We start from the raw sequence: 14,252 nt of genomic DNA, 5'->3' as shown, positions 1-14,252 counted from the left end.
TGGAGCGTAACGGGTGCGTGAAGGGTTTGCCCAGATCAGGCGTCGAACAGCTTGCCCGGGTTCAGCCGCCCTTCGGGATCGAACGCACGCTTGACCGCCTTCATCAACGCGATTTCCGCCGGTCCGCGCGTGCTGTCCAGGTAACCCTTCTTGACCAGGCCGATCCCATGTTCGGCCGAAATGCTGCCATCGAAACGCGCCAGCACCTGCGCCAGCAGCTTGGTCACCTGCTCGCACTGGGCAAGGAACTCGGCGTCGCTGGTGTCGTCCGGCTTCAGCACGTTGATGTGCAGGTTGCCGTCGCCGATATGGCCGAACCAGACCACATCGAAGTGTGGATAAGCCTGGCCGATCAGCGCCTGGGTCTCGGCCAGGAATGCCGGCATCGCCGAGATACGCACCGAGACGTCATTCTTGTAGGGCTTGTAGCGCGCCAGTGATTCGGTGATGCCCTCCCGCAGGCGCCACAGCTGGGCCGCCTGTGCGTCGCTGGCGCTGATCACGCCGTCGCTGACCCAGCCGTTGCCCATGCAGTCCTCGAAGGCCGCCATGGCCGCGGCTTCCTGTGCCTCGTCATTGGCAGCGAACTCGGTCACGACATAGTACGGATGCACTTCGTCGAACGGCGCCTGCGCACCATGTGCCAGCACGTGTTCCAGCGCCCGGTCGGTGAAGAACTCGAACGCCTGCAGCTGCAGGCGCGCACGGAAGGCGGCGAATACCTGCATCAGCACCTCGAAGCTGGGCAACGCCAGCAGCATCACGTTGCTGGCCGGCGGGGGATCGGTCAGCTTCACCGTCGCCTCGACGATCACGCCCAGCGTGCCTTCTGAACCGATCAGCAGCTGGCGGAAGTCGTAGCCGCTGGAGTTCTTGATCAGGCCCTTGTTCAATTCCAGCAGTTCGCCGCTGGCAGTGACCACCTTCAATCCGGCGATCCATTCACGGGTGTTGCCGTACCGGATCACGCGGATGCCGCCGGCATTGGTGGCGATGTTGCCGCCGATCGAACACGATCCGCGCGCGGCGAAGTCGACCGGATAGATCAATCCATGCTCCAGCGCGGCGTTGTGCAGCGCTTCGAGCGGCATGCCGGCCTGTACCACCAGGGTCCGGTCGACCGCGTCGTAGGCCAGGGCCTTGTTCATCCGTTCCAGGCTCAGCACCAGTTCGCCGTGGGCGGCTACCGCGCCGCCGGACAGCCCGGTACGGCCGCCGGAGGGCACGACCGCAACCGCTTCGGCCGCGCTCCAGCGCATCACCGCCTGCACCTCCTCGACCGTGGCCGGCAGCGCGATCGCCAGCGGCGCCGGCGTCCAGCGCCGGGTCCAGTCGCGACCGTAATGCTCCAGGTCGGATGGGTCGGTCTTCAGCTTCAGGCCGGGACAGGCCTGCAGCAGCGAGGCAATGCGGGAATCGGTCATGACGGTCCAGCGCGGTGCGTGACGAACGGGCAAGCGTGCCAGTGGCACGCGCCAGCGTCCAGCCCCGCAGTGCCGCACAGATAGCTACGGATGCAACCAATTGCGCACTGCACCATGGGCGGTCCGATCTGGCATAGTGGTCAGCCCCTGTCCCACTGGCCGTGTTGCCCCATGTCGCCGAAGAAGACCTCGTTCCCGAAGCAGGATATCCGCGTGCTGTTGCTGGAGGGGGTCAGCCAGACCGCCGTGGAGGTATTCAGCGCCGCCGGCTACAGCCAGATCGAGGCGCACACCAAGGCGCTGCCCGAGGACGAACTGAAGGCGCGCATCGCCGAAGCGCATATCGTCGGCATCCGTTCGCGCACCCAGCTCAGCGCCGAGGTGCTGGCCGAGGCAAAGCGCCTGATCGCGGTGGGCTGCTTCTGCATCGGCACCAACCAGGTCGATCTGGACGCGGCCGAGCTGGCCGGCATCCCGGTGTTCAACGCGCCCTATTCCAACACCCGCAGCGTGGCCGAACTGGTGATCGCCGAGGCGATCATGCTGACCCGTGGCATCCCGCAGAAGAACGCTGAATGCCACCGCGGCGGCTGGTCGAAGTCCGCCAGCGGCAGCCATGAGGTACGGGGCAAGACGCTGGGCATCATCGGCTACGGCCACATCGGCACCCAGGTCGGCGTGCTGGCCGAATCGCTGGGCATGCAGGTGATCTTCCACGACGTGGAAACCAAGCTGGCGCTGGGCAATGCGCGTGCCGCGGCCAGCCTGGACGACCTGCTGGCACGTGCCGACATCGTTACCCTGCACGTGCCGGAGACCCCGGCCACGCAGTGGATGATCGGCAGCACCGAGCTGGCGAAGATGCGCAAGGGCGCGCACCTGATCAATGCGGCGCGCGGCACCGTGGTCGACATCGATGCGCTGGACGCAGCGCTGGCCAGCGGCCATGTCGGTGGGGCTGCACTGGATGTGTTCCCGGTGGAGCCGAAGGGCAACGGCGACATCTTCGAATCACCGCTGACCCGCCACGACAACGTGATCCTGACCCCGCATGTCGGCGGCAGCACGCTGGAAGCGCAGGACAACATCGGCGTGGAAGTCGCCGCCAAGCTGGTGCGCTACAGCGACAACGGCAGCACCCTGTCGGCGGTCAACTTCCCGGAAGTCACCCTGCCCGAACACGAAGACAGCCTGCGCCTGCTGCACATCCACCAGAACGTGCCGGGCGTGCTGTCCAAGGTCAACGAGATCTTCTCGCGCCACAACGTCAACATCGACGGCCAGTTCCTGCGCACGGACCCGAAGGTGGGTTACGTGGTGATCGACATCACCGCCAGCGAGGAGCAGGCCGCCGCGGTGCGCGAAGAACTGGCGGCCATTCCGGGCACGTTGCGCACCCGCATCCTGTATTGATTGAAGGTTCGCCGGGCACGGCCCGGCGCTGTCCACGCGATCACGGTAGCGCCGGGCGATGCCCGGCGGCCCGCGCATGAGGTGGACGTCCCCGTCAGCGCGCCAACCACCGGCGCGCCATGCGCTGCATCGATTCGTCCGATTCCGGGTCGGCCGCGACTTCGGTCACCGGCCGCCAGGCCAGGTCCAGCGATTCCTCGCTGAGCACGAAGTCCTCGCCCCCCAGCGCCCGGATCACGAAGCGCACGTCGTAGTGCCAATGCCCCGGCACCTCCCCGCGTTCGGGGATCCAGTGCTTGTCCAGGTCGAAGATCGCCGGATCGTCCAGCACCAGCCCGGACAGCCCCGACTCCTCCTCTGCCTCCTTCAGCGCCACCCGGGCCAGGTCGCGGTCGCCGTCGGCGTGGCCGCCCAGCTGCAGCCAGCGCTGCAGCTTGCGGTGGTGGGTCAGCAGCAGGCGCTGGCCATCGGCGCTGACCAGCCAGCAGCTGGCGGTGAAGTGGCCGGCCAACCGCTCGCGCCGGAACGGATCTTCCGGATCGTCCAGCAATGTGCCGAATTCGGCAGCCAGGGCGTCGTGGGCGGGCTCGAGGCGCGCATGGTCCCGCAGCAGACTGCGCAGGCGATCATCAAGCGCGGCAAGGGTTTCGGCGGTGTGGCTCATGAATGGGGGTGGTTCGGAAAAATACTGTTCATTATCGCCGCTCATTGTTGCGATTGCGCTTGTGCGTTGGCTTCAGCTTTGGCTAAGGTACAGCGGGCCGTTCGCGCGGTCTTCACCATTCAGGGCTGCCGGCAACGTATCGACGGCCCCCAAACCGATCATTAGGGAAGTACTGCATGCTGAAAGCTCTGTTGAGGGTCAAGCCGGTGCAACCGGCCGGGCACGTCGATGCCGGCGAACCCATCGAAGGCAGCCTGGACGGCGAAGCCACGCTGAAACGGACCCTCACGGCGAAACACCTGATCCTGCTTGGCGTAGGGGCGGTGATCGGTGCAGGCATCTTCGTACTGACCGGTCAGGCCGCGGCCAACCACGCCGGCCCGGCAGTGATGCTCTCGTTCGTCTTCGCCGGCATCGCATGTGCACTCGCCGGCCTGTGCTACGCCGAGTTCGCCGCGATGATGCCGGTATCGGGCAGCGCCTACTCCTACTCCTACGCCACGCTCGGCGAGGGCATGGCCTGGTTCATCGGCTGGTGTCTGGTACTGGAGTACCTGTTCGCCTCGGCCTCGGTCGCGGTGGGCTGGTCGGCCTACCTGATCAGTTTCATCACCACCACGCTGCACATGCCGTTCCCTGACGCACTCAGTGCGGCACCGATCGCATGGACCGACAGCGAGTTCATCTCTTCCGGCAAGCTGTTCAACCTGCCGGCGGTCCTGATCGTCGCTGCGGTCTCGGGCCTGCTGTATGTCGGCGTGACCCAGTCGGCCTTCGTCAACGCCATCATCGTGGCCATCAAGGTCACCGTGATCTGCCTGTTCATCGGCTTCGGCGCCGCCCACATCGATCCGGCCAACTGGCAGCCCTTCATTCCGGAGAACACCGGCGTATCCGGCGAGTTCGGCTGGAGCGGCGTGTTCCGTGCCGCCACCATCGTGTTCTTCGCCTATATCGGCTTCGACGCGGTTTCCACCGCAGCCGGCGAAACCAAGGACCCGCAGCGCAACATGCCGATCGGCCTGCTCGGGTCGCTGGCCGTGTGCACCCTCGTCTACATCATCGTCTGCGCCGTGCTGACCGGCATGATGCCGTATCACCTGCTGGGCACCGACAAGCCCGTGGCCACCGCGCTGGAGCCCTATGCCAGCCTGTCCTGGCTGAAGACCGCAGTCGAGATCGGCGCCATCGCCGGCCTGTCCTCGGTGGTGCTGGTAATGATGATGGGCCAGACCCGCATCGCCTACACGATCTCCCGCGACGGCCTGCTGCCGAAGTTCTTCGGCAAGGTCCATGCCCGCTTCCGCACCCCATACTGGGCCACGATCGTGGTCGGTGTGATCGCTGCGGCACTGGCCGGCCTGATGCCGCTGAACGTGCTGGGCGAACTGGTCTCGATGGGTACCCTGCTGGCGTTCGCGACCGTATGCATCGGCGTGCTGGTTCTGCGCTATACCCGCCCGGAGCTGCATCGTCCGTTCCGCGTACCGGTGGTGTGGATCATCTGCCCGCTGGGCGCGGCGGCCTGCCTGTTCCTGTTCTGGCAGGCCTTCGTGGTGCACTGGCATCTGTTCGTCGGCTGGACCGTGCTGGGCCTGCTGATCTACTTCGGCTACGGCATGCGCAACAGCAAGCTGGCCAAGTCCGCCTGAACCTGCGGGCCGGCCCTGCGCCGGCCCGTCTGCTCCTGCCAGTGTTTCCGCCCGCGCGCCCCCCGGCGCGCATCGACAAGATCCCCACACATGTTCAAGCAACTCTGGGCCACCAAGCACCCGCATGCCGCCCATGAAGACGCCAATGGCCTGAGCCTGCGCCGCCACCTCGGACCCTGGGGGTTGACCGCCCTGGGCATCGGCGCAGTGATCGGCGGCGGCATCTTCGTCATCACCGGGCAGGCCGCAGCCAACCATGCCGGCCCGGCCATCATGCTGTCCTTCGTGCTGGCCGCCATCTGCTGCGCGTTCTGCGCCATGGCCTACGCCGAGTTCGCCTCGATGGTGCCGGTCTCGGGCAGCGCCTATACCTACACCTATGCCACCTTCGGCGAGCTCTCGGCCTGGTTCATCGGCTGGATGCTGGTGCTGGAGTACGGCGTGTCCGCCTCGGCAGTGGCGGTCAGCTGGACCGGCTACTTCCTGAGCCTGCTCAGTCACTTCGACATCCACCTGCCGGCCGCACTGGTCAGCGCACCGCTGGACGGGCAGCTGCGCCCGACCGGCGCGATCGCCAACCTGCCCGCGGCCATCCTGGTGCTGCTGCTGACCTGGCTGTGCTACGTGGGCATCAGCAAGTCCTCGGCCATGAACATGGCCATGGTGGTGCTCAAGACCGGCCTGATCGTGCTGGTGATCGTGGTTGGCTGGAAGTACGTCGATCCGGCCAACTGGACCCCGTTCATTCCGGAGAACCAGGGGCCCGGCAAGTACGGCATGGAGGGCGTGCTGCGTGGCGCTGCCATGGTGTTCTTCGCCTATATCGGTTTCGAGGCGGTCTCGGTGGCGGCACAGGAGTCACACCGTCCGCAGCGCGACATGCCGATCGGCATGATGCTCTCGCTGGTGGTCTGCACGGTGCTGTACATCGCCATGGCGGCCGTCATGACCGGCCTGGTACCGTACACCCTGCTCGGCACCGATGAGCCGGTGGTCACCGCCGTCGCGGCGCATCCCCAGCTGGGCTGGCTGCGGGTGGTGGTGGAAATCGGGGCACTGGTCGGCCTTTCTTCGGTCGTACTGGTGATGGTGATCGCGCAGCCGCGCATCTTCATGATCATGGGTCGCGATGGCCTGCTTCCGCCCGTGTTCACCCGGATCCATCCGAAGTACCGCACTCCGCATATCAATACGGTCATCACCGGAATCGGCATCGCCCTGCTGGCTGCGCTGTTCCCGCTGGACGTGCTCGGCGAACTGACCTCGATGGGCACGCTGATCGCCTTCGCGGCGGTGTGTGCGGGCGTGCTGATCCTGCGCCGCACCCAACCGGACCTGCCGCGCCCGTTCCGCATGCCGATGGCGTGGCTGATCTGCAGCCTGGGCGTGCTCAGCTGCCTGGCGCTGCTGTCGGCGATGACCATGCACAACTGGATGCTGATGGGCGTGTGGACGTTCTTCGGGTTCGTGATCTATTTCTGCTACGGCTTCCGACACAGCCGCCTGCGGGGTAAGTAAGAGGATTGCGGGGCCTGCGGCCCTGCACCCGCCGTTGAAGCCGGAGCAACGGCAACGGCAACAGCAACAGCGGGGCCGAGGGTTTGGCGGGACGGGTTGGGTTCGCGGGGGACGCCGTGAATCCATCCCTGGAGGCTTGGCCGCGGCATCCATGCCGCGGACACCCCCGCGAACCCAACCCGCCCCACCTCCGACAGTCTCCTGGCGCGTCTGGTTGGTCCACGTCTTGCGTGGATGAATTCGTCCAGGGAATGAATTTTCGTAGGTCGATGAATCCTCTGTAGAGCGGAGCCATGCTCCGCTCCGAGCAAGCGCAGCGAAGCGACCCGCTTTTCGCTTTTCCTTCTTCACTCCGTGGCTGACGCGCACGGAACCTGTCCGTGGCCGGGCGGGTGGGTTGTGCAGGGGTGTCCGCGGCAGGGATGCCGCGGCCAAGCCCCCAAGGATGGGTTTACGGCGTCCCCTGCACAGCCCACCCGCCCGGCCAAAGCAAGAAATCCCGCCCGGCGAGACAGCCACGAGGGGCTCAGCCGTTGGCCGAATCCAGTAAAATCGCCCGCATGAACGCCGCCCCCCTCCCCTACGACACCGCGCGCCTGAGCGAGCTCGCCCAGCTGCTGATCGACAACGTCCGCGAACTGGCCCAGGCCGGCTGGACCCCGGCCACCAGCAGCAACTTCTCCCATCGCCTCGACGACCGCCATGCGGCAATCACCGTCTCCGGCAAGGACAAGGGGCGGCTGATCGAGGACGACATCATGGTCGTGGACTTCGATGGCCAGGCCGTCGGCCGTCCGCTGCGCCCGTCCGCCGAGACGCTGCTGCACACGCAGCTGTACCGGCGTTTCCCGGAAGTCGGCTGCGTCCTGCACACGCATTCGCCGGTGCAGACCGTCGCCTCGCGCCTGTATGCACCGCAGGGGCACATCCGCCTGGAAGGCTATGAGCTGCTGAAAGCCTTTGCCGGCAACAGCACGCACGAGATGGCCATCGACGTTCCGGTGTTCGCCAACACCCAGGACATGAACGTGCTGTCGGCCCAGGTCGAGGATCTGCTGGACCGCCAGACGCTGTGGGGCTACCTGATCGATGGCCACGGCCTGTACGCCTGGGGCCGCGACATGGCCGAAGCGCGCCGCCACCTTGAGGCATTCGAGTTCCTGCTGCACTGCGAACTGGAACTGCGCAGGCTGCGTGGCTGAGCAGATTCCAAACCGCAATCTGCGCCCGCCCGCCACCCTGCTACCCTGTCCTCCCCCCGAGACGTTCAAGCTGCCGCCATGAGCCGACTGCGCATCTACGACGACACCCGCCCCGAATCCCCGCTGCTGGACAGCCAGGACGGCGCCATCATCGCTGCCGAGCTGCAGAAGATCGGCGTGACCTTCGAGCGCTGGCAGGCCACCGCACCGGTCGCGCCGGGCGCCAGCCAGGACGAGGTGTTCGCCGCTTACCGCGCCGACATCGATCGCCTGGTCGCCGAACGCGGCTTCAAGAGCGTGGATGTGGCGTCGATCGCGCCGGACAATCCCAACCGCGCCGAGCTGCGCAGGAAGTTCCTCGACGAGCACTTCCACAAGGAAGACGAAGTGCGCTTCTTCGTTGCCGGCTCGGGGCTGTTCACCCTGCACGTGGGTGACAAGGTCTACGAGATCGAATGCGTGAAGGACGACCTGATCGCCGTGCCCGATGGCACCACGCACTGGTTCGACATGGGCGAGGAGCCGAGCTTCGTGGCCATCCGCTTCTTCACCGAGCCGGATGGCTGGGTCGGCCACTTCACCGGCACCGACATCGCGCAGAAATTCCCCCGTTACGTTCCGACCCAGGCATCCTGATCCATGCAGCCCCGCGTCATCCTGACCGACATCGAAGGCACCACCAGCAGCATCTCGTTCGTCAAGAACGTGCTGTTCCCCTATGCGCGCCAGGCCCTGCCCGGCTTCGTGGCCGAGCATGGCCAGCGACCGGACGTGCGCCGCTGGCTGGATACGGTGGCCAGCGAAATCGGCGGCGCCTGCCAGGACAGCGTGGTCGCCGAGACCCTGCAGGGCTGGATCGACCAGGACCGCAAGCACACGGCGCTGAAGGCGCTGCAGGGCCTGATCTGGGACGCCGGCTATCGCCGTGGCGACTACACCGCGCACTTCTATCCGGAAGTGGCGCCGGTGCTGAAGGGATGGCAGGCCTCGGGCCTGCCGCTGTACGTCTACTCCTCCGGTTCGGTGCCGGCGCAGAAGCTGTTTTTCGGTTTCAGCGACGCGGGCGATCTCAGCCCGCTGGTGTCAGGCTGGTTCGACACCGAGATCGGCGGCAAGCGTGAGGCCGACAGTTACCGCCGCATCGTCCAGTCCATCGGCGTGCCGGCAGGCGAGATCCTGTTCCTGTCCGACGTGGTGGAAGAGCTTGATGCCGCGCGCGAGGCGGGTCTGCAGACCCGCCTGCTGGACCGTCTGGACGACTACCCGATGCCGCGCGTCGGCGACGCCGCCCACGGTCACGAGCGGGTCGAGAACTTCCAGCAGATCCAGCTGTAACACGATCCCTTTCTGGTCGCAGCCAACCCGGGTTGGCTGCGGCCCAGGCCAGGTACCGCCGACGGCGCCCCTCAACGATCGTTGAGGCTGCGCACCTCCAGCGCCTCGCGCAGCGTGGCCAGATCCACCGGGCCGCGCACGCTGATGTCGCGGCTCTCGCCCGGCAGCAGATCGAGCAGGTTGTCCTCCAGTTGCACCTCCAGGGCACCGAAGTCCACCCATGCCGCGCGCACGAATGCCCTGCTCTGCAGCCGCAGCCGGTAGTGGTCCCCCTCGATGTCCAGCGTGGCCCTGAGCGCCTGGCGGGGCAGCACCTGATCCTTGGCCTCGACGAATCCCACGACCTGACGTGCAGTCGTCTTCCCTCCCTGCAGCACCTCGAACACGGCAATCGTGCGCTTCGGATCGGCACCCGCCAGCAGTTCGGCATCACTGAAATCGCCGACCGCCGTCACGCCCGCGGCCGCCAGGGTCACCGCCTGCTCGCGACGACGTAGCACTTTGCCGTCGACATCCATCACCCGCAGCCGCCAGCGCGCCTCGCCGGCGTCGCCATCGTTGAGCAGACGCACGCGTGTCGTGCCCTCGTCACGCAGCGCCGCCACGGCAACGGGAGCGAAGAAGCGCCGCGCCTGGTAGTGCAGCGCCTTCCAGCGCCCGAAGTAGTCCACACTCGACCAGGACGCACCCGGCCATACGTCATTGAGCTGCCAGTAGAGCGAGCCCATCGTGTAGGGGCGTGAGGCGCGATGGTGCAGCGCTGCCAGAGCGATGCCATCGGCCTGCATCACCTGGCTGAGATACACGAAGTCCCCGAAATCCTTCGGCGTACCGTAACCCTGCTCGATATAGTGCAGCAGACGGCTGTTGCCCTCGCCCGCCATGAATTTCTGGTGCGCGCGAATCACCGGGCTGTCGATCCGCTGCTCGGCGCGGGTTGCGATCTGGTCCACCGTAGCCACGGCCGGCCACGCCTGCAGGCCGTACTCGGACATGAAGCGCGGCGTCTCGCGCAGATAGGCCTGCACCGGCAACGCCGGATTGCCCCACACCTGCCAGTAGTGCTTGTCGCCACGGGTGGAGTCGTTGGCCTTCTCGTCGAGGTCGTTGCTGGGCGAACTGGACCAGTACGGCACCCCCAGCCCTTCTTCACGGACCACCGCACGCAGGTCATTGCCGAACAGGTCCACATAGCCCTGCCAGACCTTTGCGGCGAAGACCGGATCCGCGGCCTTCAGGTCGCGGCCATGGCCCCAGTCCTTCCACGCGGTTTCCTCTTCGTTGTTGCCACACCACAACACGATGCTGGGGTGATGGCGCAGGCGGCGCACGTTGTCGCGCGCTTCGGCAACGACGCTGGCGCGGAATGCCGGGTCGTAGCCGGGCTGCATGCCGCCGCCGAACATGAAGTCCTGCCAGACCAGCAGGCCCAGTTCATCGGCAATATCGAAGAACACATCGTTTTCGTAGTAGCCGCCGCCCCAGTTGCGCAGCATGTTCATGTTGGCGTCGCGCGCGGCGGTCAGCACCTGGCGCACGCGCGCGGAATCCACATGGGCCGGGAACGCGTCGAAGGGAATCACGTTCGCGCCCTTGGCGAAGACCGGCACGCCGTTGATCACGAATGCGAAGCCCTGGCCGCCGTCAGCGTCCTTGTCGCGGCGCAGTTCGACCGTGCGCAGGCCGATGCGCTGCTCGCGCGCGAGCGACTCGCTATCGCCGCCGTCCAGGCGGACCGCCACCACGTAGCGATCCTGTGCCCCGTAGCCGACCGGCCACCAGCGGCGCGGCTGGGCAAGCGCCACCGGCAGCTCCACCGTATTCGCTCCCGGGGCCACCGCAACCTGCCGCTGCACCCGCGCGACACTGCGCATCTCCGGATCGAACACCTCCACATCGACGGCCGCGGTACCCGCGGCAGCGTCCTGTTCCACCTGCAGCACGACCGCAAGCTTCGCCTGCTGCGCGTCCAGCATGTCGGTGCGTACGGCCACATCGCCGAGGAGGCGCTCCCCCCAGGACTCCAGGTCGATGCCACGCCAGACCCCGGCGGTGACATAGCGCGGACCCCAGTCCCAGCCGAAATGGTAGGCCGGCTTGCGCGCGAAATTACCGACCATCGCATCCTTCGGCTCGTCACCGTAGGGCGAAGGATAATTGCCAGCAATCCTGTGCGGCATCGCCTGGACAGCGGGCAGCAGCGTGCGGATCGGCGAACGGAACACGATCTGCAGCGTGTTGCCCGTCGCCTTCAGGCGGCCGTCCACGCGCACGCGCCAGCTGCGGTGAGCGTTGTCGGCGCGCAGCAGCGGCCTGCCGTTGAGGGTGACTTCCGCGTACGTATCCAGACCGTCAAAGCGCAGTTCCGCGTTCGGCCTGGCCAGGGTCGCGGCGTCCACATCGAAGCGTGCACGGTATTCCCATGCCGCCAGGCCGATCCACTGCAGCTCGGCCTCGGCGGCGCCGACGTAAGGATCACGGATCAGTTCATGCGCCAGCAGGTCGGTGTGGATGCTGCCCGGCACCTGCGCGCTGCGCCATTGCTGCAGGCCGGGATGCGCCGCGCCCTGCGCGTCGCCCGGCAGCATGCGGAACTCCCAGCTTGCCTGTAACGGAGCGGCCGCTGCCGGGAATACGAGAGTGGCAATCCACAACAGGGCCAGAGAGGCGAATGGGCAAACGGCACGGAAAGGGCGATGCACGGGCGGGACTCCTGTTGTGTCCGCCGGGCATGGCCCGGCGCTACCGATCATGCTTCCGCCGGGCATGGCCCGGCGCTACCGATCATGCTTCGCCGGGCATGGCCCGGCGCTACCGGTCATGCTCAACGCACGACGTTCAGCACTTCGTAGCAGGCACCCATGGTGTGGTAATCCACCTTGCCTGCGGGGCTCTTTTCATCGCTGTACTTGCGGTTGTCTGCATCGAGGATGCGGAACCAGGCGCCGTAGCGGTGATCGACAAAGTGCTCCCAGGAATAGGCCCAGATGCGGTCGTACCACTGCCAGTAGCGGTCATCACCGGTGCGCGCAGCCATCAGCGCAGCGGTTGCCAGGGTTTCGGCCTGTACCCAGAAGTACTTGTCGTCGTCGCAGACGAAGCTGTCGCCGCCGATCGGCGCGCCGTCCATGCCCGGCTGCCGTCGTGACTCCGGCGCGAAACCGTAGTACAGGCCACCACGGGCCTCGTCCCAGCTGCGCTCCACGGCCACGTCGAACAGATGACGCGCCGTCGGCACCAGCCAGTCGGCCTGCACGTGCCGATCCAGGATCAGCAGCAGTTTGGCCCACTCCGTCTGGTGGCCCGGCTGGAAGCCCCAGGGACGGAACAGATGCTTGGGGTCGTCCAGGTTGTAGTTCCAGTCGATCTCCCAGTTGGAATCGTAGTGCTCCCATACCAGGCCACCGGCCTTGGCTGCCTGGCGACGGGTCATGTTGTCGGCCAGCTGCAGGGCACGTTCCACATAGCGCTGTTCGCCACTGGCCTCGAACGCAGCCAGCATGGCCTCGCACATGTGCATGTTGGCGTTCTGTCCACGGTAACCGGTGAAGTTCCACTGGCCGTCCGCCTCGTCCCGGTACAGACCGTGCTGCGGCTCCCAGAAGCGCGCCTCCAGCAGCTGCCAGGTCTCATCCATCCACGCGCGGGCCTGCTCGATGCCGGCCTTCAACGCGCAGCTGTAGGCCAGCAGGACGAACGCCACGCCATAGCAGTGATTCATGTCGTCCTCGACCTGGCCATCGCGCAGGGTCCAGGCATAGCCACCGGTGGCCGGATTGCGGTGCACCTCACGCAGATAGCGCACGCCATGCTCGACGGCCTCGCGGTACTCGGCCTTGCCGAACTCGCGATAGGCCATCGCGTAGTTGAAGACGAAACGGGTGCTGCTTACCAGATGGCGATGGCTGGCATCGTAGACGCTGCCGTCGTCACGGAAATAATGGAAGAAGCCACCGGCCGGATCGATGCAGCGCGGATGATAGAACGCCAGGGTGTCGGCGATATGCGCGCGCAGGAACGCGGGCGAACGGAAGTCGGGCGAGGTGCTCATGCGGTAATGTCCTGTGCCTGCAGCAGCTGCTGCACTTCGTCGAGCGAGGGCATCGCGGCGAACGCGCCCTTGCGGGTAACGGCCAGCGCGCCGACCGCGGCACCGAAGCGCAGCGTGGCGTCGATGGCCTGCGGATCCCGGCAGAACGCATTGAATCCCGCGCCTGCGCCACCCCGCTCCAGCAGTCCCACCAGCACACCTCCCACGAAGGCATCACCGGCTGCGGTGGTATCGACAGCCGCGACCTGGAAGCTGGTCACCGTGCCCTGCGCCTGGCGGGTGTACCAGTGCAGCGTTGCCGCACCATCGGTCACGATCACCCAGCGAGCCTGCGCCGCCAGCAGCCGCTGCAGCACCGCGTCGTCGCCGCCGTCGCCCAGGGGCGCCGCCAGGTAGTCCAGTTCTTCGCGCGACAGCTTGACCAGGTCCGCGCGTTCGAGCGCCTGCCACAGGCGCGGCGACGGATCGACATCGGCCGGCCACAGCGCCGGCCGCAGGTTGAGGTCGAGACTGACCACAGCCCCGGCAGCGCGCGCGCGCTCCATGCCCGCGAAGGTTGCGTCCGCGATGGCCGCCTCGGTCAGGCTGTTGGAGCAGACGTGGAAGCACTGCGCACTGTCGAAGCAGGCGGCCTGGAAATCACTGTCGCGGAACAGCAGATCGGCCGCCGGCGGACGGTAGAAGCTGAAGCTGCGCTCCCCCTCTGCATCGAGAGCGACGAACGCCAGCGCGGTCTTGGCGGCATCGGTGCGGACGATGTAGTCGGTACCGACACCGTGCTCGGCCAGGCTTTCGGCCAGGAAGTCGCCGAACATGTCGCGGCCCAGCATGCCGACGAACTGGGTCTTCGCGCCCAGCCGCGCGGCAGCCACCGCGACGTTGGCCGGTGCCCCGCCGGCGTATTGCAGGAACGCGCGCGGCGTGTCCGCATTGGCCGGCGGCTGCGCCAGTAGATCGATCAAAATTTCGCCGAAGCAGACAATCGCACCCATT

The 14,252-nt window shown here is 66.7% G+C and carries 11 protein-coding genes; 6 read left to right on the top strand and 5 right to left on the bottom strand.

Annotated elements, in window-relative coordinates; translation table 11 throughout:
- Positions 1-35: 35 nt before the first annotated feature.
- Positions 36-1,424 carry an FAD-binding oxidoreductase gene (locus AC5P5M_RS10545; RefSeq protein WP_053519502.1) on the bottom strand — a complete coding sequence of 463 codons (1,389 nt, stop codon included), beginning with the start codon at positions 1,422-1,424 and terminating at the stop codon, positions 36-38.
- A 171-nt stretch (positions 1,425-1,595) separates the two neighbouring features.
- Here AC5P5M_RS10545 and serA point away from each other — a divergent pair, with 171 nt between their 5' ends.
- A complete protein-coding gene (serA, locus tag AC5P5M_RS10540; RefSeq protein ID WP_053519501.1) occupies positions 1,596-2,837 on the top strand; it encodes a phosphoglycerate dehydrogenase in 1,242 nt (413 codons plus the stop codon).
- Positions 2,838-2,931: 94 nt separating this feature from the next.
- On the opposite strand, the gene AC5P5M_RS10535 is transcribed toward serA, so the two are convergent.
- On the bottom strand, positions 2,932-3,546 hold the full coding sequence (locus tag AC5P5M_RS10535; RefSeq protein WP_080375326.1) for an NUDIX hydrolase: 615 nt from the start codon (positions 3,544-3,546) through the stop codon (positions 2,932-2,934).
- Positions 3,547-3,677: 131 nt separating this feature from the next.
- Here AC5P5M_RS10535 and AC5P5M_RS10530 point away from each other — a divergent pair, with 131 nt between their 5' ends.
- The 5 genes from AC5P5M_RS10530 (at position 3,678) to mtnC (ending at position 9,208) form a co-directional block, all read left to right on the top strand.
- Entirely contained in the window at positions 3,678-5,153 is a 1,476-nt protein-coding gene (locus AC5P5M_RS10530) for an amino acid permease (protein WP_495205841.1), read from the top strand.
- A gap of 90 nt (positions 5,154-5,243) precedes the next feature.
- Positions 5,244-6,671 (top strand): amino acid permease, encoded by a 1,428-nt coding sequence (locus AC5P5M_RS10525; RefSeq protein WP_197571283.1) that lies wholly within the window; start codon positions 5,244-5,246, stop codon positions 6,669-6,671.
- Between the two features lie 560 nt (positions 6,672-7,231).
- A complete protein-coding gene (locus AC5P5M_RS10520; protein WP_053516701.1) occupies positions 7,232-7,873 on the top strand; it encodes a methylthioribulose 1-phosphate dehydratase in 642 nt (213 codons plus the stop codon).
- A gap of 78 nt (positions 7,874-7,951) precedes the next feature.
- Entirely contained in the window at positions 7,952-8,509 is a 558-nt protein-coding gene (locus tag AC5P5M_RS10515) for a 1,2-dihydroxy-3-keto-5-methylthiopentene dioxygenase (protein ID WP_053516703.1), read from the top strand.
- 3 nt (positions 8,510-8,512) lie between these two features.
- Positions 8,513-9,208 (top strand): acireductone synthase, encoded by a 696-nt coding sequence (mtnC, locus tag AC5P5M_RS10510; RefSeq protein WP_495205840.1) that lies wholly within the window; start codon positions 8,513-8,515, stop codon positions 9,206-9,208.
- A gap of 71 nt (positions 9,209-9,279) precedes the next feature.
- Here the strand turns inward: mtnC and AC5P5M_RS10505 are convergent, their stop codons facing one another.
- The 3 genes from AC5P5M_RS10505 to AC5P5M_RS10495 form a co-directional block, all read right to left on the bottom strand.
- Positions 9,280-11,796: a beta-mannosidase gene (locus AC5P5M_RS10505; RefSeq protein WP_495205839.1), complete on the bottom strand. Its 2,517-nt coding sequence runs from the start codon at positions 11,794-11,796 to the stop codon at positions 9,280-9,282.
- A 236-nt stretch (positions 11,797-12,032) separates the two neighbouring features.
- Entirely contained in the window at positions 12,033-13,259 is a 1,227-nt protein-coding gene (locus AC5P5M_RS10500) for an AGE family epimerase/isomerase (protein ID WP_065182689.1), read from the bottom strand.
- Entirely contained in the window at positions 13,256-14,251 is a 996-nt protein-coding gene (locus tag AC5P5M_RS10495) for a carbohydrate kinase family protein (protein ID WP_065182690.1), read from the bottom strand. The genes AC5P5M_RS10500 and AC5P5M_RS10495 overlap by 4 nt, the downstream gene beginning before the upstream one ends.
- Position 14,252: the final 1 nt, after the last annotated feature.

The sequence above is a fragment of the Stenotrophomonas sp. YJH_SMC_106-19 genome (assembly GCF_059368375.1).
The sequence above is the reverse complement of the archived record's forward strand: the minus strand, read 5'-3'. Positions and strand labels throughout refer to the sequence as shown.

What these genes read in the sequence shown, in the direction of transcription:
- AC5P5M_RS10525 (WP_197571283.1), top strand. Translation starts at nt 5,244, where the DNA reads ATGTTCAAGCAACTCTGGGCCACCAAGCACCCGCATGCCGCCCATGAA.
- AC5P5M_RS10505 (WP_495205839.1), bottom strand. Translation starts at nt 11,796, where the DNA reads ATGCTGCCGGGCGACGCGCAGGGCGCGGCGCATCCCGGCCTGCAGCAA.
- AC5P5M_RS10520 (WP_053516701.1), top strand. Translation starts at nt 7,232, where the DNA reads ATGAACGCCGCCCCCCTCCCCTACGACACCGCGCGCCTGAGCGAGCTC.
- AC5P5M_RS10530 (WP_495205841.1), top strand. Translation starts at nt 3,678, where the DNA reads ATGCTGAAAGCTCTGTTGAGGGTCAAGCCGGTGCAACCGGCCGGGCAC.
- AC5P5M_RS10500 (WP_065182689.1), bottom strand. Translation starts at nt 13,259, where the DNA reads ATGAGCACCTCGCCCGACTTCCGTTCGCCCGCGTTCCTGCGCGCGCAT.
- AC5P5M_RS10545 (WP_053519502.1), bottom strand. Translation starts at nt 1,424, where the DNA reads ATGACCGATTCCCGCATTGCCTCGCTGCTGCAGGCCTGTCCCGGCCTG.
- serA (WP_053519501.1), top strand. Translation starts at nt 1,596, where the DNA reads ATGTCGCCGAAGAAGACCTCGTTCCCGAAGCAGGATATCCGCGTGCTG.
- mtnC (WP_495205840.1), top strand. Translation starts at nt 8,513, where the DNA reads ATGCAGCCCCGCGTCATCCTGACCGACATCGAAGGCACCACCAGCAGC.
- AC5P5M_RS10535 (WP_080375326.1), bottom strand. Translation starts at nt 3,546, where the DNA reads ATGAGCGGCGATAATGAACAGTATTTTTCCGAACCACCCCCATTCATG.
- AC5P5M_RS10495 (WP_065182690.1), bottom strand. Translation starts at nt 14,251, where the DNA reads ATGGGTGCGATTGTCTGCTTCGGCGAAATTTTGATCGATCTACTGGCG.
- AC5P5M_RS10515 (WP_053516703.1), top strand. Translation starts at nt 7,952, where the DNA reads ATGAGCCGACTGCGCATCTACGACGACACCCGCCCCGAATCCCCGCTG.